The organism is Sporosarcina luteola (assembly GCF_023715585.1).
Classification (GTDB): domain Bacteria; phylum Bacillota; class Bacilli; order Bacillales_A; family Planococcaceae; genus Sporosarcina; species Sporosarcina luteola_D.
Map to the genome: position 1 here is coordinate 451264 of NZ_JAMBOK010000001.1, position 22987 is coordinate 474250.

The window sequence follows — 22987 nt, forward strand, 5'->3', positions numbered from 1 at the left end:
AGTGTAAGGCGGCGACTCCTGGGGGATTAGCGAACGCAGTTACGAAGGACGGCGTTTGCGATCAATGTTTTTTGCGACCTTAAGGGAGCAGATGGTCCATTATCCCTTGATTTCTGTAAAAAGCGCAGAAATACGGCAAATCGAACCCTTCGCTGTTCGATTGGCTCACCGCCCGCTCCCCCGGAAAGCGGCCGCCTGTAGCGGAAATCAACATTATATAAACTGCTCTATTTATTCCTAACATGTGTAAACCGTCCTGAAAATGGATAGACTTTTTCAGGTAGAACGCTTTGTCGAAACATAGGAAAAACACAAAGTTACTGACTAGTTATGTCAGGTGAAAGGATTTCCCTTGCCCGATGTTGAATGTAATCCGCATGAAGGAGGGATTCAGCATGGCTGATATTAAACAAATTGATAGCATTGTGGTCGTAACATTAGCAGGGGAGTTGGACAATCTTGAAGCAAACAGGATCCGTTCCACTATCACATCTTCCATCTTTACTGGAAAAGTGAAAGGGATCATCTGGGACTTGAGCCGATTGGGATTCATGGATAGTGCAGGCATCGGGCTCATACTTGGCAGGATGCGTGATCTGGCGCCATTCAATGGAGAGACGCTCATCTTGAACCCGTCCCCGACTATGGAGAAAATCTTCAATTTTTCCGGCTTAGGTTCCAACATCAGACATGGCTCGGTCAACAGTGTAATTGGTGAAATCGGAGGGGTCTTACATGAGAAATGAAATGACATTATCTTTTGTTGCAATCGAAGAAAATGAAGCGCTGGCGAGGATGGCGATGACATGTTTTATAACGCCATTGGACCCGACCCTTGAAGAAATATCGGAATTCAAGACAATCGTTTCAGAAGCCGTCACCAACGCCATAATCCACGGCTATGAAAATGATGGAAAGAGCATGGTCACGATCCATGCTGTAATTGATGAAAATAAAGTGACGATGACAGTCGAAGACAAGGGCGGAGGTATTTTTGACGTTCAACAGGCGATGGAGCCGATGTTCACGACGAAACCGCTCATGGAACGATCAGGAATGGGATTTACGATCATGGAAAGCTTTTCGGACAATCTCTCAGTGGAATCGTCCTTTGGAAATGGAACGGTAGTGCGGTTCGAGAAAACGTTTTCTCCGGTCACGGAAGCAAGCAGAATGAGGTGACCGATGGATACATCAGTTGAGCGACAAGATGCCCTATTGTCACAGGAGAAAATGAGAGTGCTCATCCAGCAATCCCAGGATGGCGACAAAGATGCAAGAAGAATGATGGTGGAAGGGAATACTAGGCTCGTCTGGTCAATCGTACAACGATTTGCATCCAGGGGAGCCGACCTTGAAGATCTGTTTCAAATCGGCTGCATCGGCCTCATGAAATCGATTGATAAATTCGATCTATCCTATGAAGTGAAGTTCTCCACGTATGCCGTACCGATGATTGTAGGGGAGATTCAACGTTTCCTTCGAGACGATGGCATGGTGAAAGTCAGCAGATCGATTCGAGAACTGAGTTTCAAAATTCGCCATGCGACGGACGACTATGTTAAAAACCACGGAAGATCACCTTCCGTTTCTGAAATTGCCGAAGTGTTGGATGTGTCGATTGATGAAGTCATTCTCGCATCGGATGCATTGCGGGATCCCGCTTCCCTACATGAACAGCTATATGAAAATGAAGGGGATAGTTTAACGTTGATGGACCAGCTGAGGGATGACCGTTCAGAGAGGTTTTTTGATCATATACCGCTCCGGGACGTTGTTTCCAAGCTAAATAAAAGGGATCAAACAATCATTTATATGAGATATTACTTGGATTATACGCAAAGTGACATCGCTGAACGAATCGGTATTTCGCAAGTGCAAGTTTCCAGGTTGGAGAAAAAGATATTAGCTCAGTTGAAGACATGGATGAGTGCACAACCAGAGGAAAGTGATGGCAAAGTGAGGACGGAATAATACATGGCTAAGTTATTTACATCTTTGAAAGACGGAGAAGAGTGGTTCCATAGTAAATTCGGCGAAAATGAAACATTCGATGCTACGGCGAAAACCGTCCATTTATGGGGAATGCCTGCATTATTGCTTTACATTAACGGATTAGTAGATGGAAACATTTTGACGACGCTGTTGACGGAAATGCAAGAAGGCCTAAAACCCGAAGAGGAAAATAGGGATGATCCGGCATGGTTTCTTACGTACTTCCCTTATTATGCCCTGGCGGATGTCGATGAGAAAGAGAAACTGCTCAATAATGTATTAAGTGGACAGGTCGGCTTCGTGCTCCCCGATGGTTTTGTTTTCATCGGGGATATCCGAAGCTATCCGGGAAGGTCGCCTGAAGAGCCGGACACTGAAAAAGTCATCCGTGGATCTAGAGATGGTTTTACAGAGAACATCATCACGAACACGGCTCTTGTCAGGAGACGGCTCAAGACGGAAGATCTTCGTTTTGAAATGCACCAAACGACTGTGAACGGAAAGACGGATGTCGCCATCACATTCATGAAAGGTGCTGCCAGTGAGGAGCACCTTTCCTACATCCGGAAAAGGCTGGATGAGATTGAACATGATGGACTGACAATGACAGATAAATCATTGGAAGAATTCCTGTTTAAGCAACGATTCCACCCGATGCCGTTCGTTCGCTTTACGGAAAGGCCGGATATTTGCGCCGCGCATCTCCTTGAGGGCCATATCGCAATTATCGTCGATACATCCCCTTCAGTCATTTTAGTGCCTGCGACCATATTTCATCATTTGCAGCATGCAGAGGAATACCGTCAAGCACCGTTTATCGGAACGTTTGTGAGATGGATCCGCCTGATCGGTGCGTCGCTCAGTCTATTGCTGCTTCCATTTTGGTATTTACTTGCGACCTATCAGCAATACTTACCGATTTCACTTAGTTATATCGGACCGAATGATCCGGGATCCGTCCCTCTGCTGGTGCAATTATTAATTGCAGACATCGGCATTGAGGTCTTACGGATGGCCGCTATACACACCCCATCTCCGATGACGACTGCCATGGGACTCGTTGCAGCGATTGTAATCGGGCAAGTGGCAATCGATGTCGGCCTGTTCACTGGAGAAGTCATCCTGTACGTTGCTGTGAGCGCTATTTTCACATTTGCAATTCCGTCTTTCGAACTTAGCATTACAACGAAAGTGTTCAGGATCTTCATACTTATTTTAACGGGAATTCTTGGAGCTCCAGGGTTCTTCTTAGGAATCGCTTTCCTGTTTTACTATTTGGCATCCCTCAAACCAATGGGGACACCATACCTATGGCCGGCAGTTCCGTTTTTCCCTGAGGCCATGAAGCGAGTATTGATCCGTTATCCAATGACGATGGATGCACCTAGGCCATACATTACAAAAGCACCTGACCGGAATAGGCTTTCGTAGATTGATTCCTGCCTTCCAGTTGTGATAAAGTTTTAACAACATGACTTGGAGGAATGAATATGCATCTATATGGAACTCAATCGGTGAACAATCAGGGCCACTTGACGATAGGCGGAGTAGATACAGTAGATCTTGCGCATATATATGGCACACCTTTGCTTGTATATGATATTGCTCTATTCAAGGAACGTGCGGTTGCTTTCCAGGAAACATTTGTAAAGGCTGGAATCGTTGCGCAAGTAGCTTATGCAAGCAAAGCTTTTTCTTCTATAGCCATCTATGAACTTGCCAAGCAAATGGGGCTGTCATTGGATGTTGTATCAGGGGGAGAGCTTTACACGGCGGCAGCCGCAGATTTCCCACGGGAAAAGATTCACTTTCACGGAAATAACAAAAGTTACACGGAACTGCAATTCGCTTTTGATGAAAAAATCGGATGCATCGTAGTTGATAACTTCCTGGAAATTGAAATGCTTAAGGAGATTTCAGAATCGCGTAAGGAGAAGATGAATGTTCTGCTGCGTGTCACTCCTGGTGTTGATGCTTCAACTCATGACTATATTACAACCGGCCAAGAGGATTCGAAATTCGGTTTTGATTTAAAGAATGGCCAAGCGGATGATGCCTTCCTCAAGCTCTATAATCATCCTTACATTACTGTACTCGGTTTGCATTGCCATATCGGCTCTCAAATTTTTGAAACAGAAGCATTCCGTTTTGCTGCGGAAGCGCTTATGGTGAAAATGATTGAGTGGCGGGAGAAATTCAAATTCGTATGCACAGTACTCAATTTAGGTGGAGGTTTCGGCATTAAGTATACGGTCGAGGATACACCGCTTCATCCTTCCGCTTATGTTGAGGAGATGGAGGATGTTGTGCTATCGATGTCGCGCAAAGCTAATTATCCAGTACCGGAAATCTGGATTGAACCTGGCAGATCGCTCGTCGGAGATGCGGGCACTACACTCTACACTGCAGGCAGCAGCAAGGAAGTTCCAGGTACAAGGACTTATGTAGCGGTCGACGGAGGCATGTCTGATAATATCCGTCCAGCGCTTTACCAGGCGAAGTATACGGCTGCTACGGCGAACAGAATGTTGGATCCCCATGCTGACAAAGTGACGATCGCAGGGAAATGCTGCGAATCAGGAGATAAATTGATTGAGGATGCGTATATTGCCGAACCAGCAGAAGGGGATATCATAGCCGTTTTCTGTACAGGGGCTTATACATACTCCATGGCAAGCAACTATAATCGGCTTCCGAAGCCGGCAATCGTATTTTGCGAGAACGGCCAGCATCAATTGGTAGTCCGTAGGGAAACATATGAAGATGTTATCAGGTTGGATATTCCCTTGCAGAGGACAGAGCAGGAAATTTCAACATGAAAAAGCGTAATATGATGCTTTTCCTGTTAATGGTCATTGCTGCAATCATTTGGGGAGCAGTGTACTGGTACTTTATTGCCCCATTTGCGGGACCGAATAAATGAACTTTCTCGATCATTGAAAAAGCCTGAGGTATCATGTACGATTATCATTATCTGGCATAGGTCCTCTGAAGGACAATCTCATTGCCGATGCCTGAGGATTTTTTGAAAAGAAGGGATTTCAATGATGCTTTTACGATACAAAAAGGCGTATGAGAAAATCGCCATGGGCTTGCTTTCTTATATGCCCGGAGAAAAGTCTGTGAAAAGATTGCAGGAAACGATTCATCAGTACGAAACTGAAGAAAATTGGCAGTTGTTCCTTTTGAAGCAAGATGAAGATATCATTGGCCTCGTCGGAATCATCTTGGATGCAGATTCGTATACCGTAATGCACCTTTCTGTTAATCCGTCTTTCCGGGGAGAGGGGATCGGCAGCAAAATAATCACGAAGCTCGGGGATCTTTTTCCTGACTTGGAATGCAAGAGTAATGAGGAGACAGAATCGTTCTTGAGAAAATGCCGCCAAAAGGAAGATACTGAACTAGACGAATGAAGAAAAGGAAAAGGCGCAGATCATTGTGGTCTGCGCTTTTTCTTTTCGCGTTCCTCAAGAATATCGGAACGATCCCGAAGCATATGTTTATGAGTGACAGCATCACTTCCAACGGGAAGAAGCTCCATGGAAGAGGCGATTTCTTCAACTGACTGTTGAAGGAGTTTTGATTTCAAATGAATCTTGAACCCGGAAAACGGTTCACCCTTTTTCAATTTAGTGACAGCCGTTGCCGTATCCTGTACAAGCCGTCCATAATCGATATCTTCCGTATATCGAATATCGAACTCCTGGATGGCTAGCATTTTATTTTCCGCTTTAACAAGTGTGCGGTATGCCCCCTCCATATTTCCCCTTCTCCAATGGTAGAGTCCTGTGGATAAAAGGATGAAGGCAGTAAGAGGATGATCTTTCGTATAATCCGGTATGGATTTCCAATACTCTTCAAGCACTTCATGACACTCAAAGTAATCTTGATTCCTATTAAAATAAACAATAAAATTTAAGAACAGCGGATGATGATATGGGTGCACACAACCATTCCTTTCTGTATGATGAAGCAATAATGTGTAAAGGAGCAATTCCTATTGACTTACAAAGTGAAACTGGAGGCTTTTGAAGGCCCCCTAGATCTATTATTACATTTAATCAACCGACTTGAAATTGATATCTATGATATTCCGATGGCAGAATTGACAAATCAATACATAGAACATCTTCATGCGATGCGCGTTTTAGAACTCGACGAACTAAGCGAGTACTTAGTACTGGCAGCCACGTTAATTGAAATCAAAAGTAAAATGCTCTTGCCAGTACATGAAGGAGAAGCATTGGATGAAGACACCGAATTCGATTTCGAGGAAGATCCGAGGGATGAATTGGTCGCCCGTCTCATAGAATACAAAAAGTACAAAGAAGCAGCCAATTCCTTACTGGAATCAGCAGAAGATCGTGCAGATCATTTCACGAAACTGCCCGGGGACTTATCGGAATACGGAGAGGTAACCGCAACAGTTCCGGAAGAGAAGATGAACGTTTTTGACTTAATCGGCGCATTCCAGAAAATGCTCGAGCGAAAGAAGCTGCGTGCTCCGCTTACTGCAAATATTGCAAAGACAGAGCTTTCGGTTAGTGAAAAAATGGACAACATCATGACATCGCTTGAAAGGCTGGGCGGGCGATGCGATTTCGAAAGTTTATTTGAAAAAGAAGACCTGGAAGATTTAGTCGTGACGTTCCTATCATTATTGGAATTAATGAAACGGCTTGATATTATCGTACGGCAAGAAAATAATTTTGGCAAAATGACAGTCATGGTTGGAGGGGAAGAGACTGATGGAAACAATCGATGAACGGCTCAAAGGAATGTTGGAAAGCTTTTTATTCATAGCAGGAGATGATGGGTTGACGTTGAGTCAGATCGCCTCACTGCTTCAAATAGAAACGGATGCGGCTGCTGAAATCGCTGAAAGGCTCCGTGTGAATTACGAGGAGAGACCGGACTCGGGAATTACACTCAGGCTATACGGAGGTCATTACAGGCTCGTGACAAAAGCCGAATTCGCTGATGATATTCTTAGGATGCTCGAAAATCCGTCGCGCAATTCCATTACACAAGCCTCAATGGAAGTATTGGCAATCATAGCATACAAGCAGCCTGTCACTCGTGTGGAAATTGATGATTTACGTGGTGTGAAGTCGGACGGTCCGATCCAGACGCTCGTTGCAAAAGGTTTCATTATGGAAAAAGGACGTATGGAAGCGAGCGGAAGGCCAATACTTTACGGGACGACTGATTTATTTCTGGACAGATTTGGTCTGGAATCGATCGATATGCTTCCTCCGTTAGTGGAGGGGGAAGAAGAAGAATCTTTCGGAGATACAGATCTATTCATGACGAAATTCCAAGAAGCATTTGAGATGACAGAAGAAGGAGGAAACAGTGATTGAGGCATGTAGCAGCCATTGTACTGTTCTTATCGGTCTTATTGACAGCCTTACCGAAAGAAGCGGCGTCTGGAAGTGCTTGGGTTGTTATTGACGCTGAAACAGGACGTCTTTTGAGCGGGTCCAATGAAAATCTTCAATTGCCGATAGCAAGTCTGACGAAAATCTGGACAGCCTTGACATTCATTGAAAGCGGAGCAGGAGAAGGTGAAATTGTCATATCACCGCAGGCCGCCACTGCTGAAGGCTCTTCCATTTATTTAGAGCAAGGCACTCGAATCGATTCCGATGCTTTGTTATATGGATTAATGCTGCGTTCAGGAAATGATGCTGCTTATGCACTAGCTGAGCACGCCGGCGGCTCGGTTGACGGCTTTGTCGATTTGATGAATAGTAAAGCTGAATTGTATGGATTAGAACGAACGACATTTATGAACCCGTCAGGTCTTCATGATGACCGGCACCTGTCAACTGCGTATGAGACAGCATTAATGCTTTACTTTGCTATGAAGAATGATAAGTTCTATAAAATCGCTTCCACGGAAAACTTCGTCTATCGGAAAGGTGACGAGGTAAGAAGCTGGAGGAATAAACATCGTCTAATCCATACAAATGATCATGTCATTGCAGGCAAGACAGGATTCACGAAAGCTGCGGGCAGGACGCTCGCAACTTACTTTGAAAAGGATGGCAAGAAACTGATTGTCGTCACGTTGAACAATGGGAACGACTGGAATACCCATGAACAATTGGCCAATGAAACATTCAAGAAATTCGACAACGTAACTGTTGCGAAGAAAGGTAAATACCGCATTCTTCCAGGTGTGAATGGTGAATTGAAGAAGCCGATTGTCCTGTTATTGAATGAGGATGAGTTGGATAAGGTCTCCCATGTCGTCTATATACCGCGGAAGAATGAACGGAAAGTGAAAGGGACATGGGCTGTATCCCTAGATAATGAATTGCTGGTTACCGCTGACATTGAAATACGAAAATGAAGTTTTCGGCATTTGAACAGTAAGTAATTAGGGAAGACTGACTGTATATAGGTCGGTCTTCTTTTCATTTGCTGGGAAATGTGACATAATTTTTTGAGGTAGAAAGAAGGTGACGAGTTGGAAAGATTACAAAAAGTATTGGCACAAGCGGGAGTCGCATCCCGAAGAAAAGCGGAAACACTCATCGTTGAGGGGAAAGTGAAAGTGAACGGCAAGGTCGTTACTGAGTTGGGCACTAAAGTGACACGCGCAGACCGCGTCGAAGTCGAAGGTGTGGAGTTGGTCAAAGAGCAATTCGTCTATTATTTGCTATATAAACCTAGAGGCTATATTTCGACGGTCAGTGATGAAAAAGGGAGAAAGACGGTTCTCGACCTCCTTCCGATGGTGGAAGAAAGGATTTTCCCTGTAGGAAGATTGGATTTTGATACATCAGGAATTATCATCATGACGAATGATGGTGACTTCTCCTATTTGATGACACATCCGAAGTTCGGCATCCAAAAGAAGTATGTTGCGAAGATTAAAGGGATACCAGACCGGGATGCATTGAAAAGACTGGAACGAGGCATCGAACTTGAGGATGGCATGACAGCCCCTGCCCGAGTGAAAATGCAGTCATTCGATAAAAAGACAGGAACTGCACTTGTTGAAATCACAATCCATGAAGGTCGAAATCGCCAAGTCCGTAGAATGTTCGACGCAATCGGGTGCCCGGTTCAAAAACTGAGACGGGAGTCTTTTGGGATGTTGACGACGCATGGCTTAAATGCCGGTGAAGCACGTGAATTGACGACCCACGAAGTGAAACAATTGAGAGTTCTTGCAGAAACAGGGAAAATCGGTTAAAAGTTCACAAACCTATCACCACTTCGTTAAAATTACGATTGTTGTTTTGCTATACTTAGTATCGGAATCTTATTACGATAGGGGGCTGTCAATTGTCCAAGGCGAATAAAAAGCGTACACGCCTCATTTTTCGGGGGGCTGTTTTACTATTGCTTGCATCAGCCATTCTATTTTCCATTTTCTCGAAAGACAAAGTCAAAGTCCTGGCGGTAGGCGACAAAGCCCCGGATTTTGAACTTGTCGATTTGGATGGGAATAAGCATCGGTTATCAGATTACTCAGGAGAAGGAGTCTTCCTGAACTTTTGGGGAACGTGGTGTCCACCTTGCAAACGGGAAATGCCATACATTGAAAATCAATACCAAGCTTTCAAGGATAAAGGTGTACATGTATTGTCGGTGAATATTGCCGAATCCAACCTGAAAGTGGATACATTCCGTGATCAATATGAACTGACGTTTCCGATCGTCATCGATAAAAACAAAGATGTTAAGGAGCTCTATAACATTTTACCGCTTCCGACGACATTGCTGATCGATAAAGACGGGCGGATCACGAAAATCATCACTGCAGAAATGTCGGAGAAGGAAATCATTTCGTACATGGAAAGCATCCAACCTTGATAAGGAGTTCGTACACATGAGTAAAATCAAATGCAAATGCGGTCATGATAACCCATTTGGAACAGTGCTTTGTGAAAAATGCGGCCGCCCGATGACCGAGGAAGCGAAAAACAGTGAAGTTGTCGATATGCGTTATGAAGGATCGGCGCGCAGATCCCAAACGTATAAACGTTCAATCATCGATAAGATTTGGAATTTCTTCTCCAGTGTGAAAATTGGAGTAAGCATTATCATCGCTGTACTTGCCACATCGGCGATCGGCACGCTTTTCCCACAGAAATTTTACGTACCGGTAAATCAGGAATCACCAGCGGAATTATTAGCGTATTATGAACGTCTGTACGGATTTGTCGGAACACTTTATTACAAATTAGGGTTCTACGATATGTATAATAGCTGGTGGTTCAAAATACTGATCGGAATGCTCGGAACCTCCATTATAATTGCGAGTGTCGACAGGGTGATTCCACTTTACAAATCATTAAAGAAGCAACGGACAAAGCGACATCCATCGTTTATGAAACGGCAGCGGATCTATGGCGCTGGCCCTTCCGAAAATGCCGATGAGTCACTCGCGAAAGCAGAAGAGAAATTAAAGGAAATGAAATACAACGTAAAGACGGAAAATGGCGCGATTTTGGCCGAAAAGAACCGTTTTTCTCGTTGGGGTCCATATATCAATCATACAGGACTCATCCTTTTCCTATTCGGTATCCTATTACGCGGCATTCCCGGCTTTTATGTTGATCAGACGATGTGGATACGGGAAGGTGAATTGCGTTCAATCCCTGGAGCTCCGGGCTATTATTTGGAGAACAAGGATTTCAACATGGAGCTGTACTCAAAAGAAGAAGCAGACGAAGTTTTTGGAAAAGCGATTGATCGAGTCGGCTCAATTGTGAAATCCTATCAGACCGAAGTTTCGTTATACAAAACGAAAGAAGACAGCCTTCCGGGATCGACTGATCTGGAGCACGTGAAAGACTATCCGATCATCGTCAATAAGCCTTTGAAGTTTGATGGGTACAACATCTTCCAGATGGATTACCGTCAAGATGAGTTGAAAGCGATGACAATGGAACTGATTGAGAAGAAAACCGGAAAGTCTTTTGGTGAATTCACAATCGACCTTGACGATCCGAAAGGGATATATGAACTGAATGACGGGGCGCGTGTCGATTTGATCGGCTATTATGCAGATTACGATGGTGTCGAAAATGGCGAACCGGTTTCCAAGTCGCCGATTCCGAATAACCCGGCCTTCATTTTCAATATGATCACACCCGAGAAACCACAAGGCGAAAAAAGCTTTGTCGCAATACGGCAAACGCTTGAAACGCAAGAAAATGCGTATAAAGTAAAATTCGTCAGAGCAGATACCCGGGATATATCCGGGCTGACAATCCGAAAAGACAAGACATTGTATGTTCTTCTACTTGGCGGACTCATCTTCATGATCGGCGTCATTCAAGGTTCCTATTGGAATCATAGACGTATTTGGATTCAAAAAGGGGAAGGCGAAGAGCTATTGGTTGCCGCCCATACGAATAAAAACTGGTTCTCATTGAAAAAGGAACTGGATGCCGTCAAAGATGTTGCCAGCCTGCCGAAATATGAGGACAGGCAGGACAATGAGTCGTCAACTGAGGAAGAGAAAGGAGAAAAATAATTATGGGATTAGCATCGTTAAGCGCAAATCTGCTTTTAGTCTCTTTCATTGCCTATTTGGTAGCCACTTTGTTTTTTGGCGGAGCGGTGAAAGGCGCTAAATCGGAAGCATCCTATAGGAATCATAGATGGGGCAATGTAGCGATTACAATCACTATTATCGGCTTCATCACCCATCTAGGATATTTCATAACGAGATGGATCGCTTCAGGACATGCTCCTGTTAGTAATATGTTCGAATTTACAACTGCGTTTGGCATGATGCTTGTAGGGTCTTTCATTCTACTGTTTTTCTTGTATAGAACACCATCCCTTGGGTTATTTGCATTGCCGATTGCAATCATTATTATCGGTTACGCAAGCATGTTCCCCCGGGAAATTACGCCGCTCATACCTGCGCTTCAAAGTTACTGGCTGACAATCCACGTCATCACTGCTGCGCTTGGTGAATCGATTCTCGCAATCAGTGCGGTGGCGGGACTTATTTACTTAGTGAAAAATATTGATATGACTAATCCTTCGAAACAGCGATTTTGGATTGAAGCGGTCATGTTCACACTTGTCCTTGTCCTTGGATTCGTCCTATCATCGACGACATTCAAGCTGACGGGCTATGAAGCGAAATTCACGTATATCGATAAAAACGAGACACTAGCGAAAATCGAGTACAATTACCCGCCGTTATTCGGAATGCACGAATATGAAGCACAGACGCCTGAAGCAATGACTCCATGGGCCGAAATGCCGGCTATCGTCAATGCAAAAACATTGACGACGTTCGTTTGGTCAATCGCTACAGGAACAGTCTTATATCTTCTGTTGCGGCTTATATTCCGTAAACCGATTGCGGCTTTATTCCAACCTTTCGTGAAGAAGGCCAATTCACAGCTCATGGATGAAATCGGCTATCGTTCCGTTCTCATCGGCTTCCCGGTCTTCACTTTAGGGGCTTTGATCTTCGCGATGATTTGGGCGCATGAAGCATGGTCAAGGTTCTGGGGCTGGGATCCGAAAGAAGTATGGGCCCTTATTACATGGCTATTTTACGCTGCATTCCTCCATCTTCGACTCTCAAAAGGATGGGAAGGGAAAAAATCAGCATGGCTTGCGGTTATCGGATTTGTCATCATCATGTTCAATCTGATTGCTGTGAATTTGATTATTGCCGGTTTGCACTCATACGCGTAAACCGAATGGACTGCACAGAGCCGAGAAGGAGCCTGTGCAGTTTCTTTTTTTATATACAGCTTGTACAATGAGAACAGAAGCGTTGTTGAAAGGGGACATTGATTATGGAAGAGAACGTTAGGTTATTAGTGGTGGACGACGAGGATCGGATTCGTCGTCTTCTCAATATGTATTTATCCCGCGAAGGCTTTGAAATCGATGAGGCAGTTGATGGCGCCGAGGCGATTGAAAAGGCGCTTGCTAATCAATATGACTGTATATTACTTGATTTGATGATGCCTGAAAAAGACGGCCTGGAAGTGCTGCAAGAACTTCGTGACGAAAAGAAAATGACACCTGTCATCCTTCTGACGGCGAAGGGAGAGGAGTCCGACCGGGTAGTTGGATTTGAAACAGGAGCAGACGATTACATTGTTAAACCGTTCAGTCCACGTGAGGTTGTGCTTCGTGTGAAGGCCATTCTGAGAAGATCGGTCACTTTCCCGGATGCAGCGGCCACGAACAGTTCGAAGGATCTTGTCGTTTTCCCTCAATTGACAATCGATCATGATGCACACCGGGTCACCGCGGAAGGGAAAGAAGTGAATTTGACGCCGAAAGAATACGAACTGCTTTATTTCCTTGCGAAATCACCGGATAAAGTGTTCGACCGCGAGCAATTATTGAAAGAAGTTTGGCACTACGAATTCTTCGGTGATTTACGGACAGTCGATACACATGTGAAAAGGCTGCGGGAGAAGCTGAGCCGAGTTTCGGAAAGTGCTGCTAAGATGATCGTTACTGTTTGGGGCGTCGGTTATAAATTTGAGGTTCCAAATGAATAGAATATGGCATTCAATCGTCGGGAAGCTATGGGCAACCATATTGCTTCTCGTTTCCTTTGTCCTTTTTATCGTGACCGTATTTCTCCTTGAATTCCTTGATAATTTCCATACGACGCAAGCGGAGGATTCGCTCCGCAGAGAAGCGACGACAATTGGTAAAATAGTCCTTGACCATGAAAACGAATCCGCCATGCAACTCATTATCCAGGATATATTAGATAACGAAACGAATGCGATGATCATCGATTCGGATAAAAAGGTCTATTATTCATTTCATCGGGGGCTGAATCAGGAAAAGATAGAGCAGAAGATCTTATCGGAACCGAAGTTTTTCTCAAATAGTAAGATTAATAAAAAGGTTGTGAAGGAACAGATTCTTCCTTCTCTTACGGATGAGAATGCCATGGAGAAATTTTTGGTCCTCATGTATCCATATGCCGAAGTCAATGGCACCATGCAATCCATCGTCATGTATCAAAGTCTTGACGCTATTCATCGAACAACAAAAAGGACGACGCATATCGTATTCTTATCAGCCTTCATTGCTTTTGTGTTGACAACCATTTTCGCCTTCTTCCTATCCACTAAAATCACTTCACCATTGCGGGGTATGAAGCAGGCGGCCTTTGAATTGTCGAAAGGGAATTTTGAAACGCGTCTTCCGGTCATGCAAAATGATGAAATCGGCCAACTTGCGACCGCTTTCAATCAGATGGGCAGACAGTTGAAATACCAGATGGAATTGATCAAGCAGGAAAAGGAGCAATTATCAAGCATTCTCACATCGATGACGGATGCAGTCATCACGTTCAATCGGGATTATTCGATTTTGCTAAGTAATCCCCAAGCTGAGCGATTGTTGCAGAAGTGGTATTTTGCTAATGGCGCGGATGACAAAGTATTGCCGAAAGAAATCTTTCATATGCTTGAACACGTCATAACGTTTGCAGAGGAAGTGGAGGATGAGCTTGAAATCGGAGGCCAGTTTTATGGCATTTCCATCAGCCCGCTTTACAGTGAAAACAGCATCCGTGGAGCAGTAGCCGTGTTGCGTGACATGACCGAACAGCATAAGCTTGAAAAACTCAGATCCGATTTCATAGCCAATGTATCACATGAACTAAGGACGCCGATATCCTTACTGCAAGGATATAGTGAGGCGATTATCGATGATGTAATGACGAGTGATGAGGAACGCAATGAAATGGTTCAGATTATCCACGATGAATCGAAACGTATGAGCCGTCTCGTAACAGATTTGCTTGACCTGGCACGTATGGAATCGGGACATATGCGGTTATACAAATTGAATTTCCCATTAGTTCCTTTTTTAGATAGAGTTCAAAACAAATTCATGCAAATTGCGCGGGATTCGAATGTTGCGCTTACGTTGGACGCTGACACGGACGATAATGAGATTATTCTCTATGCAGATGATGACCGTCTTGAGCAAGTATTTACAAACTTGATCGATAATGCGATCCGCCATACGCCTGATGGAGGAAAAGTAACAGTCGGTGTCGAAAAGATAGGGGATCTGGTCGAAATCTCCGTCTCTGATACGGGGAGCGGCATACCAGAAGAGGATCTGCCTTTCATTTTCGAACGTTTCTACAAAGCCGATAAAGCGAGGACGAGAGGGAAAGGCGGCACTGGACTCGGTCTTGCGATCGCAAAGAATATTATCGACTCACACGGAGGAAGGATTACCGCAGAACTTGGCGAAACGTATGGGACGATCTTCAAATGCGTATTGCCTGCCGGACCCGCAGATGTAAACGAGGAAGAGCTATAAAAAAGCAATAAAAAGAGTAGTGGGATGAAACTTTTCATCTTGAATTACGACTAATGTAATGAACGGGGGGATTTCGTGGATGACTCCGTTTTCCACAGGCTATACGAGCAATATCATCAGGACGTGTTCAATTTCCTCATCTATTTGACGAGAGATCGACATTCGTCCGAAGATCTAATGCATGAAGTGTACGTCAGAGTGTTGAAGGCATATGCGGGTTTTGAAGGGAAGAGCTCTGAAAAGACCTGGCTCTTCTCCATCGCGAAAAATGTTGCGATAGATCACTTCAGAAAGAAGAATGTGCGTCAAAAACATAATTTTGATAAATTTGACTGGGAGCAGAGTGAGTTGCCCTCAGTAGGAAGCACTCCTGAAGAAATTGCATCGTTGAATGAAGAAATGAGACAGTTACTGCAGGTTTTAGACACCTGCACCGGCGACCAAAAGATGGTGATCATCTTGCGGTATTTCCAAGAGCTCTCCATATCGGAAACCGCCGACACCCTCGGCTGGACGGAAGGAAAGGTGAAGACCACCCAACACCGTGCAATCAAATCGTTGCAAAAGAAATTGAATGCTCTTTCGGCAGAGGAGGAAAGATGAATGACAAACAATCAATGGGATGACAACAAGCTGGAAAGCCTTCTTCATTCATTGCCGAAAATTGAAGATAACCGTTCAAAGGAACAAATTCTGGAGCGTCTTAAACGGGATCAGCGCCTGAGAAAACCACACCGAATGAAACCCAGGAAATGGATGCCTATACTAGTGACAGCTGCTGCACTGGTCCTTCTCAGTTTACTTGTCCCTTCGATGCTCAAAAACAATGAAGAGGCTATCGAGGATGCAGAGTCCGTTTCTTTCGATGCCAAACGAGCAAATGACACAGAAAATGAGGCGATGGAGGAATCAGCAGATACATTTAGCGTGTCCGAAGCGAAGGAATCGACAGCGATGGATTTCGCCGCTGTTGAAAGCCATGTCGTTCTTCAAGATGAATTATTTGACGTCATTCCTTTTCAAATTGGATTGGAGCAATCCGCGTATATCGTTCCGATCACATTTTTGATTCCTGATTCTCTGATTCAATCCGATTTCCCAAAAGGAAATCCGACAACGGTTGACCTTTACAATAAATATGCCGCTGAATTTCCGGAAGAGGAACTTGGTTTCAATGACTACCATCCGTATAAAGGCAGGTTATATGAGGAAAATGGCATTCTCCATCATCAACTTCCGGATGAACATAATTATGAAATGTCGAGCTCGACGGTTTTTAATTATTTCTCTTCGATGAGAGAAACTTTTTCGGGATATGAAAAGCTGCAGCTTGTTGATGAAACGGGCAAACCAACCTCATTTCCAAGTGTTGGAGATTCAAATGTAATGGATTTAAAAAGGCCGTTCCCTTATTACAGATTCACGACACCTTCCGGTAAGGCTTATTTGGCTCCTTTAGGGACTATTGAGTCTGTAGACACAGTAACGCAGGGACTTTCCGCGATGAAAAATAAGGTGAATGGAGATACCTATGAATCATTGGTTCCGGACAATGTGGAGTATGAAGTTAGGGTAGAAGATAATATTGCCGTCATTACGTTCACAGAGCAATTGGATGTCACTGCACTTGAGCAAAATGCAGTAAATCAAATGATTGAAGGATTCATGCTAACCGCTCAAGGCTATGATAAACAAGTTCGGCTTGAAAACGTTGTTCAAGAGAGCTTTGGCAAGTATGATCTAACAAAAGCCTTGCCGATGCCGGTGGGCAGCAATCCAACATGGTTCACTCCATAAATACAAAAAAAGCGTCTTGTAAACAGTAGAGTTTACAAGACGCTTTTTTTTCGGTACAATAGATTTGTAACATAATATTGATTCATCTTCGGGGCAGGGTGTAATTCCCGACCGGCGGTAATGGAAGTTCCACTTCCTAGCCCGCGAGCCTAACAGCTGATACCGGTGTGATTCCGGAGCCGACAGTATAGTCTGGATGGGAGAAGGTGAAGGTGCAGCCGTCTTTTTGTGTTGTCCACAAAACGGTGCTTATTTAAGTATGGGAACTTGCAAAAGGGATTCCACCTTTTACATCCACCCTTATTTAATGATGCCTTTTAAACTCTCCCTAAAGCTTATTTGCTTTAGGGATTTTATTTTGGACAATTACCAAATAGCGGTCAGACCTTTCCTCTTTTGAAGTGAATCGCAAAAGGAGAGAGGGTTAACATGAACAACAAGAAATTGCGTAGGATGATTCTCATTGCAATACTGGGAAGCATTTCAACGGTATTGATGCAGTTGAATTTTCCGCTGCCTGCATTGCCTGCATTCCTGAAAATCGATTTCAGTGAAATTCCGGCAGTGCTTGCAATTATGACAATGGGACCGGTCGCAGGAATCGCCGTGGAACTGCTTAAAAACGTATTGCATTGGTTTTTATCAGGCAGCCCGACAGGTGTTCCAGTAGGGGAGATTGCGAACTTTGCAACTGGCGTCCTATTCATTATGCCAATCTATTTAATCTTTAAGAAAATCCGATCGACAAAAGGCCTTACTGCTGGCTTGTTTGCCGGCACGGTTTCCATGGCTGTCGGAATGAGCGCATTGAATTATTTCGTATTCCTGCCGATGTATGTATACTTCATGAATATGCCAGCCTACACGGGCGATGCTATGTTCAATGTGATTGTACTAGGGATTCTACCATTCAACTTGATAAAAGGCATCATGCTGATGTTCATTTCATTGTTACTGTATAAGAGCATGAGCAAATGGATCGACCAACAAAACCGTCAATTGACGATGTAATAAATATAGATTAATCGAGTATGTGAACAACTTATTGTTCGCATGCTCTTTTTTTATTGGAAATACGTGAAAGTTTATGAAACGATTTGATTTATCATTCGTATAACAAGTCATGCCAGAATAAGCCAGATTGATGAAGTAATATAAAAAGTGAAGAACTCAATGGTGTTTTTACTTCGAAAAGATTAGGAGGTACTATATGAGTTATGAGTCCAAGTGACATTATTTCCCTTTTTCTAATTGGGGTTGCAGTATTCATTGCGATTCTATTTGTTTGGTTTACTTTTAGAAAGAGACCTAAACCCGCAATTGCACTAATTGTCATTCTTGTTACAGGATATATAGGTTACATACTATATTATCCAACTTTAAAAATAAAAACGCATGCAAAGCGATACGAACAAATTACTGACTATCTTGTAGAAAATTACCCAGATAAGGAGTTCAATATTTCACCCAAGCAATATGAAGCAGGATATAGGGTAGGGGAATTTAATGTAAATGATATTGAGACACCGACGATAGGTGTGATGTTTCGCGTCGATGATAAAGCAAAGGCGACGCAAATTAGCTCTTGGTCAAGCAAAGACTATCCAAAGCAGCAAGAACTTTGGCGGGAGATTGAATATAGTTATGGAGAACCTTATACGTTAGATAAAGATATCGCAGACATCACTAAAGAAGATGAATGGATCAAAGGTGTACTGACAGCATTTGCTCTAACCATTGATGGAATGCCTGCAATTGCTTTATTCAATTACTCCGAAGAAGGTTATGGCTTATTGGACTTACAACAAGGGGATCGAGATGGGTTTGTTGTTATTGAAGAAGAGGGCTTTATATTTATTTATGCAGATGAACGGTATGAAAGAGAAACGGTCACAACAATTCTCAAAAACGGTAATGAAATCACATTGAATATAGCCCAGCAGAAAGGTCGATTAATTGTTGAGACACAACAATAATCATTATCCAATAAGATCTGGCAATATGCAATAAGCGAAGTAAAAGTTAAAGATGATATGTCAAGCTTTTCGGGACGAGAGAAATGAGAGGAATAATATATGAGAAAGATTGGATCGAAATTAGGCATAGTAGTAGCGATGATAGCGGTGTTTATACTTGTAAATAAATCATGTTGTCCGTCCCTACCGATAGATAATCTTTCAGCAAAAGAAGCAATTGAAAAGCTGAAAAATTCCGATGAAAAAATAGTAGAGATTGCAACAGATGATTCCATTTGGTATATCACATGAACTGAAAATGAAGGTATATCGATAGCCGATGAAAATAGTAAACACATGATTGCTTCAAAAGGATGGAAATTTAAACAGAAAGATGGTGCTGTTCTGTTCTTTGAAAAAGCTGGAGAAGGATTGATTGTGACTACTACAATGTGGACTAAAAAATACGTGCTTGTCCAAGTGGAAAATAAATTTATAGAACTTTGAAGTATTAAAGAATCGGGCTCACTTGACGGGAAATCGGGAAGGAGAATTCATATGAAAAAGTGGGGAAGTTTTTTAGTTCTTGGAATCATAACTATCCTGATGAGTACACCTTTAGCATACAAGTTAGTCGGCGTAGTATATCGTAATCGAAATTTAACAGGGGAATATATTCCAATTTTAAATGGTTTCATACATTCGTTGATGTTAGTAGGACTCATGATATTTATAGCTGGCATAGCACTATTTATAAAAGACAATAAGTAACTAGTTCTCTCAATGCGGACATACCAAGTATTGTAGCGGAAGGCGGCGACTCAAGCGAACGCCGTCGCGAAGAACTGCATTGCGAGCATGCTATGTAAGCTGCCTTAATTTCTGCTAAGATCGCAGAAATTCGGCAAATCGAACCCTTCGCTGTTCGATTGAAAAACGTCCTCCTGAATCGCAAATCCGGTTCTAAGAACAAAAAAGCTGTCCGGATTTTATTCCGGGCAGCCTCTCGGGTCAATTCGCCCTACGCCTTTGTTTTAGTCCTCATATTTTAACGGATCGCCATCAAACGGTGCATCAGCGACTTTGATGGAATCTGTCGGACAACCGTCAAATGCGTCTTCCATATCTTCCATCAGTTCTTCTGGAACTTCTGTTACGCCCGTGTTATCATCAAGAATAACGTAGGCAATCCCCTCATCGTCATAATCGTAGATGTCAGGTGCAGCAGCGCCGCAAGCACCACATGCAATACATGTATCTTGGTCAACGATGGTGTATTTTTTGCTAGTAGACATTGACGTTCTCTCCTCTTTTCTCCGCACTAACTATTTAGTTCCCTTACCATTCTAAAGCTGTTTTCATTTGTTTTCAACAATAAAACATTTATTTTAAGGGGGGCCAACCATGAATTTGTCTTCCATTCTTCTATTTGTCATAAGTAAAATGAACGGCCAACGGACTTTGAATGCTGGACTCCATCTATTACGCGGAAAAAAATCAGGACAAACATTGACAGATGTGGAATATTTTAATGTTAAGCCTTTCTTCGCCATTCTTCCAAAATTAGAAGAATCAACTTACTCACAAGCAATTGACGAATTACTCGACTCGGGATTAATTATCCAAGATGAGAAATTTATCAAACTGACTGAAGAAGGGAGTAAAAGAGTTGAAGAGTTGCCTGAATTTCATTTCAGAGGTTGGGATTATAGGGGACGTGAAATGATTTTCTTTGGCAGAATTGCTCTACTTGTCCAAACCCTATCCTTCTTGCGGGAAGGGGAATTCTCATTCAACCCGATTCAAAAGGATCGGGATATCCAGATCTTCGTTAAAAGGCTTCTTGAACGCCAACCCCTTACCGATCCCGGATTTGCCAAGCGAATAGGAGACGAGTTGAAAATGGCGCTTTTAAAAAGTGGAATGAGCGAGATTCAGAAATACATATTTGCGTGCCGGTTAACCGGCAGTACTGCAACGGCGAAGACTTGGGATCAATTGGCTGCTGAATTGGGAGGGGGCACTGACGCTCTACGTCTGCAATTCATTGAATGCCTGCATAGACTTTTGCCGATCGTAGAAGACTCGGATGAGTTTCCTTTTCTTGGCAAAGTCGCTTTCGGCATCAAGGTGAATTCCTATCTGACTGATTCGGCAATGCATACGAAGAGGCTTTTTGACCAAGGACATTCAATGGCAAGCATTGCTACAATACGGAAATTAAAAATGAGTACGATTGAAGACCACGTCATTGAGATGGCGATGAATGATAAACGATTCCCGGTTACCCATTTCGTCTCGGAAGAACTCATCCAAGCGGTCGTTTCAAAATCGCAAGAGTTAGGAACAAAGCGCTTGAAGCTATTGAAAGATGAGTTTGACACATTATCCTATTTTGAACTGCGGCTAATCATGACTGCTTGTAAGGAAGTGGACAATTGATGGATTTGAATAGAATATTGCTGGAACGCTTCGGATATGAGAGCTTCAGGCCCGGACAAGAAGAAGTGATACGTCATCTTTTGGACAAACGGGATACGATTGCAATTTTACCGACTGGTATGGGTAAGTCGCTTTGCTATCAGCTGCCAGGTTCTGTACTGGAGGGTTCCGTCCTAATCATTTCCCCACTCGTTTCCTTGATGGAAGACCAAGCGATGCGAATGCGGCAAAATGGAGAGAAGAGGGTTGTCGCGTTAAATTCGTTTTTGCCGTATAGCGAGCGGCAGCGGATTATGGGGCAGCTTCAAAACTACAAATTCATTTTTATTTCTCCGGAGATGCTTTCACAGGAGGCATTTAGCCGCAAGTTGAACCGGATACGGCTATCGCTCGTGGTCATAGATGAAGCTCACTGCATTTCCCAGTGGGGATTTGATTTCCGGCCGGATTACTTACGGATTGGTGATTTCCTAAAACTGAAGGGTCGTCCTCCTCTATTAGCGTTAACTGCTACCGCGGACGAAAAAGTGTTGAACGATATCCAACACTATTTCAAAATGGAAAAACCAATTGTGCAACGGCATTCATTGGATCGGCCGAATATCTCCTATTCCATAGTGGAAGTGCATTCATCGCAAGAAAAAACAGCTTGGATCAAAGAACGGGTCGCACAAACGGTCGGTCCGGGAATTATCTATGCATCTTCCAGAAAACGTGCGGACGAATTGGCGATTGAACTTCAACTGGAAGGGATCGCCGTACAATCATATCACGCTGGGAAGGAGCAAGATGACCGCTCCATCATCCAAGAACAGTTTCTAATGGGCGATCTGGAATGGATATGTGCAACGAATGCATTTGGTATGGGAGTTCATAAAGATGATATACGGCAAGTGATACATGACCACCTCCCTCCGACAATTGCCGCGTACATCCAAGAAGTCGGAAGGGCGGGTAGGGACGGACAACCAGCTGCCGCCTCGCTGCTTTATATGCCGACTGATGAGCAGACGTCAAGTTTCATCATCCAATCAGATATGCCACGTGAAGAGGAGATACGCCACTACCATAGGATGATTGGAGAAGGGCATTCTCCAGGCTCAGCTTCAGAGCTTGCTAGTTTGACAGAGACGGGAAAACGGGTACTAGATTATTATATGGAGCATTATTCGCTTGAGGAAATCTTGCTAAAGTTCCATAGACTTTCTACTGAAAAGAACGAACAGCTTCGCCAAATGGTCCAACTTGTCACAGGCGGATTGTGCATCCGTCAACGTGCATTGTCATATTTTGGTGAAATGGGCGGGACAAAGCCTGTTGAATGCTGTTCTATTTGTGGGCTTGAAACTGTTAAATGGCTTTATGAAAAATCGATTAAGCCGAGTGCTGCAGAAAAATTCAGTTGGGATGAAAGGATTACCAATCTATTAGGATAACAGTTCTGATGTACGTTTACTTTTACGACAATATTCGTCATAATATAAAGAAGA

Annotated in this window: 26 protein-coding genes and 1 riboswitch; of the genes, 23 read left to right on the top strand and 3 right to left on the bottom strand. The window is 43.5% G+C overall.

From position 1 onward, the window contains the following. Positions 1–79: 79 nt before the first annotated feature. A complete protein-coding gene (locus M3193_RS02340) occupies positions 80–244 on the bottom strand; it encodes a hypothetical protein (protein WP_251624177.1) in 165 nt (54 codons plus the stop codon). 151 nt (positions 245–395) lie between these two features. Between M3193_RS02340 and M3193_RS02345 the strand changes: the two genes are divergently transcribed. The 6 genes from M3193_RS02345 to M3193_RS02370 all read left to right on the top strand — a co-directional run bounded on the left by M3193_RS02345 (position 396) and on the right by M3193_RS02370 (position 5411). Then, positions 396–746: an anti-sigma factor antagonist gene (locus M3193_RS02345; protein ID WP_251624178.1), complete on the top strand. Its 351-nt coding sequence runs from the start codon at positions 396–398 to the stop codon at positions 744–746. After that, positions 736–1182: an anti-sigma F factor gene (spoIIAB, locus tag M3193_RS02350; protein ID WP_251624179.1), complete on the top strand. Its 447-nt coding sequence runs from the start codon at positions 736–738 to the stop codon at positions 1180–1182. Before M3193_RS02345 ends, spoIIAB begins: the two co-directional genes overlap by 11 nt. A gap of 3 nt (positions 1183–1185) precedes the next feature. Continuing rightward, positions 1186–1974, top strand: coding sequence for a SigF/SigG family RNA polymerase sporulation sigma factor (locus tag M3193_RS02355; protein ID WP_251624180.1), 789 nt, complete (start codon positions 1186–1188; stop codon positions 1972–1974). A gap of 3 nt (positions 1975–1977) precedes the next feature. Then, entirely contained in the window at positions 1978–3426 is a 1449-nt protein-coding gene (locus M3193_RS02360; protein WP_251624181.1) for a spore germination protein, read from the top strand. A gap of 59 nt (positions 3427–3485) precedes the next feature. Further along, a complete protein-coding gene (lysA, locus tag M3193_RS02365) occupies positions 3486–4814 on the top strand; it encodes a diaminopimelate decarboxylase (RefSeq protein WP_251624182.1) in 1329 nt (442 codons plus the stop codon). Positions 4815–5042: 228 nt separating this feature from the next. Then, positions 5043–5411 (top strand): GNAT family N-acetyltransferase, encoded by a 369-nt coding sequence (locus tag M3193_RS02370; RefSeq protein WP_251627188.1) that lies wholly within the window; start codon positions 5043–5045, stop codon positions 5409–5411. Positions 5412–5431: 20 nt separating this feature from the next. Here M3193_RS02370 and M3193_RS02375 read toward each other — a convergent pair whose 3' ends face one another. After that, entirely contained in the window at positions 5432–5863 is a 432-nt protein-coding gene (locus M3193_RS02375) for a DUF309 domain-containing protein (RefSeq protein ID WP_251624183.1), read from the bottom strand. 135 nt (positions 5864–5998) lie between these two features. Between M3193_RS02375 and M3193_RS02380 the strand changes: the two genes are divergently transcribed. The 15 genes from M3193_RS02380 (at position 5999) to M3193_RS02450 (ending at position 19826) form a co-directional block, all read left to right on the top strand. Next, positions 5999–6763, top strand: coding sequence for a segregation/condensation protein A (locus M3193_RS02380; protein WP_251624184.1), 765 nt, complete (start codon positions 5999–6001; stop codon positions 6761–6763). Beyond that, the gene (gene scpB, locus M3193_RS02385; RefSeq protein WP_251624185.1) at positions 6747–7361 is read left to right on the top strand and encodes an SMC-Scp complex subunit ScpB; all 615 of its coding nucleotides are present in this window, start codon (positions 6747–6749) and stop codon (positions 7359–7361) included. The genes M3193_RS02380 and scpB overlap by 17 nt, the downstream gene beginning before the upstream one ends. Then, the gene (locus M3193_RS02390; protein WP_251624186.1) at positions 7358–8356 is read left to right on the top strand and encodes a D-alanyl-D-alanine carboxypeptidase family protein; all 999 of its coding nucleotides are present in this window, start codon (positions 7358–7360) and stop codon (positions 8354–8356) included. Before scpB ends, M3193_RS02390 begins: the two co-directional genes overlap by 4 nt. 117 nt (positions 8357–8473) lie before the next feature. Next, complete coding sequence (locus tag M3193_RS02395; protein WP_251624187.1) at positions 8474–9205, top strand: pseudouridine synthase; 732 nt, start codon at positions 8474–8476, stop codon at positions 9203–9205. 92 nt (positions 9206–9297) lie between these two features. After that, on the top strand, positions 9298–9828 hold the full coding sequence (gene resA, locus M3193_RS02400; protein ID WP_251624188.1) for a thiol-disulfide oxidoreductase ResA: 531 nt from the start codon (positions 9298–9300) through the stop codon (positions 9826–9828). A gap of 16 nt (positions 9829–9844) precedes the next feature. Then, on the top strand, positions 9845–11497 hold the full coding sequence (gene resB / locus M3193_RS02405) for a cytochrome c biogenesis protein ResB (protein ID WP_251624189.1): 1653 nt from the start codon (positions 9845–9847) through the stop codon (positions 11495–11497). A gap of 2 nt (positions 11498–11499) precedes the next feature. Beyond that, positions 11500–12684 carry a c-type cytochrome biogenesis protein CcsB gene (ccsB, locus tag M3193_RS02410; RefSeq protein WP_251624191.1) on the top strand — a complete coding sequence of 395 codons (1185 nt, stop codon included), beginning with the start codon at positions 11500–11502 and terminating at the stop codon, positions 12682–12684. 104 nt (positions 12685–12788) lie between these two features. Further along, positions 12789–13508: a response regulator transcription factor gene (locus tag M3193_RS02415; RefSeq protein WP_251624194.1), complete on the top strand. Its 720-nt coding sequence runs from the start codon at positions 12789–12791 to the stop codon at positions 13506–13508. Continuing rightward, a complete protein-coding gene (locus M3193_RS02420; protein ID WP_251624196.1) occupies positions 13501–15303 on the top strand; it encodes an ATP-binding protein in 1803 nt (600 codons plus the stop codon). The genes M3193_RS02415 and M3193_RS02420 overlap by 8 nt, the downstream gene beginning before the upstream one ends. A gap of 75 nt (positions 15304–15378) precedes the next feature. After that, on the top strand, positions 15379–15906 hold the full coding sequence (locus M3193_RS02425) for an RNA polymerase sigma factor SigX (protein WP_251624198.1): 528 nt from the start codon (positions 15379–15381) through the stop codon (positions 15904–15906). Continuing rightward, positions 15907–17100, top strand: a complete 1194-nt coding sequence (locus M3193_RS02430; RefSeq protein ID WP_251624199.1) for a hypothetical protein — start codon at positions 15907–15909, stop codon at positions 17098–17100. It abuts the gene before it with no gap. A gap of 80 nt (positions 17101–17180) precedes the next feature. After that, positions 17181–17312: riboswitch (FMN riboswitch) on the top strand. 217 nt (positions 17313–17529) lie between these two features. Beyond that, on the top strand, positions 17530–18111 hold the full coding sequence (locus M3193_RS02435) for an ECF transporter S component (protein ID WP_251624200.1): 582 nt from the start codon (positions 17530–17532) through the stop codon (positions 18109–18111). Positions 18112–18317: 206 nt separating this feature from the next. Beyond that, entirely contained in the window at positions 18318–19076 is a 759-nt protein-coding gene (locus M3193_RS02440) for a chloride channel protein (RefSeq protein WP_251624201.1), read from the top strand. Positions 19077–19175: 99 nt separating this feature from the next. Then, the gene (locus tag M3193_RS02445) at positions 19176–19367 is read left to right on the top strand and encodes a hypothetical protein (RefSeq protein ID WP_251624202.1); all 192 of its coding nucleotides are present in this window, start codon (positions 19176–19178) and stop codon (positions 19365–19367) included. 246 nt (positions 19368–19613) lie between these two features. After that, positions 19614–19826, top strand: a complete 213-nt coding sequence (locus M3193_RS02450) for a glycosyl transferase (protein WP_251624203.1) — start codon at positions 19614–19616, stop codon at positions 19824–19826. Between the two features lie 263 nt (positions 19827–20089). Here the strand turns inward: M3193_RS02450 and M3193_RS02455 are convergent, their stop codons facing one another. Next, positions 20090–20350, bottom strand: a complete 261-nt coding sequence (locus M3193_RS02455; RefSeq protein ID WP_251624204.1) for a ferredoxin — start codon at positions 20348–20350, stop codon at positions 20090–20092. A 109-nt stretch (positions 20351–20459) separates the two neighbouring features. Here M3193_RS02455 and M3193_RS02460 point away from each other — a divergent pair, with 109 nt between their 5' ends. Both M3193_RS02460 and M3193_RS02465 read left to right on the top strand, forming a co-directional pair. Beyond that, the gene (locus M3193_RS02460) at positions 20460–21497 is read left to right on the top strand and encodes a helix-turn-helix domain-containing protein (RefSeq protein WP_251624205.1); all 1038 of its coding nucleotides are present in this window, start codon (positions 20460–20462) and stop codon (positions 21495–21497) included. After that, positions 21497–22933, top strand: coding sequence for a RecQ family ATP-dependent DNA helicase (locus M3193_RS02465; protein ID WP_251624206.1), 1437 nt, complete (start codon positions 21497–21499; stop codon positions 22931–22933). The genes M3193_RS02460 and M3193_RS02465 overlap by 1 nt, the downstream gene beginning before the upstream one ends. Positions 22934–22987: the final 54 nt, after the last annotated feature.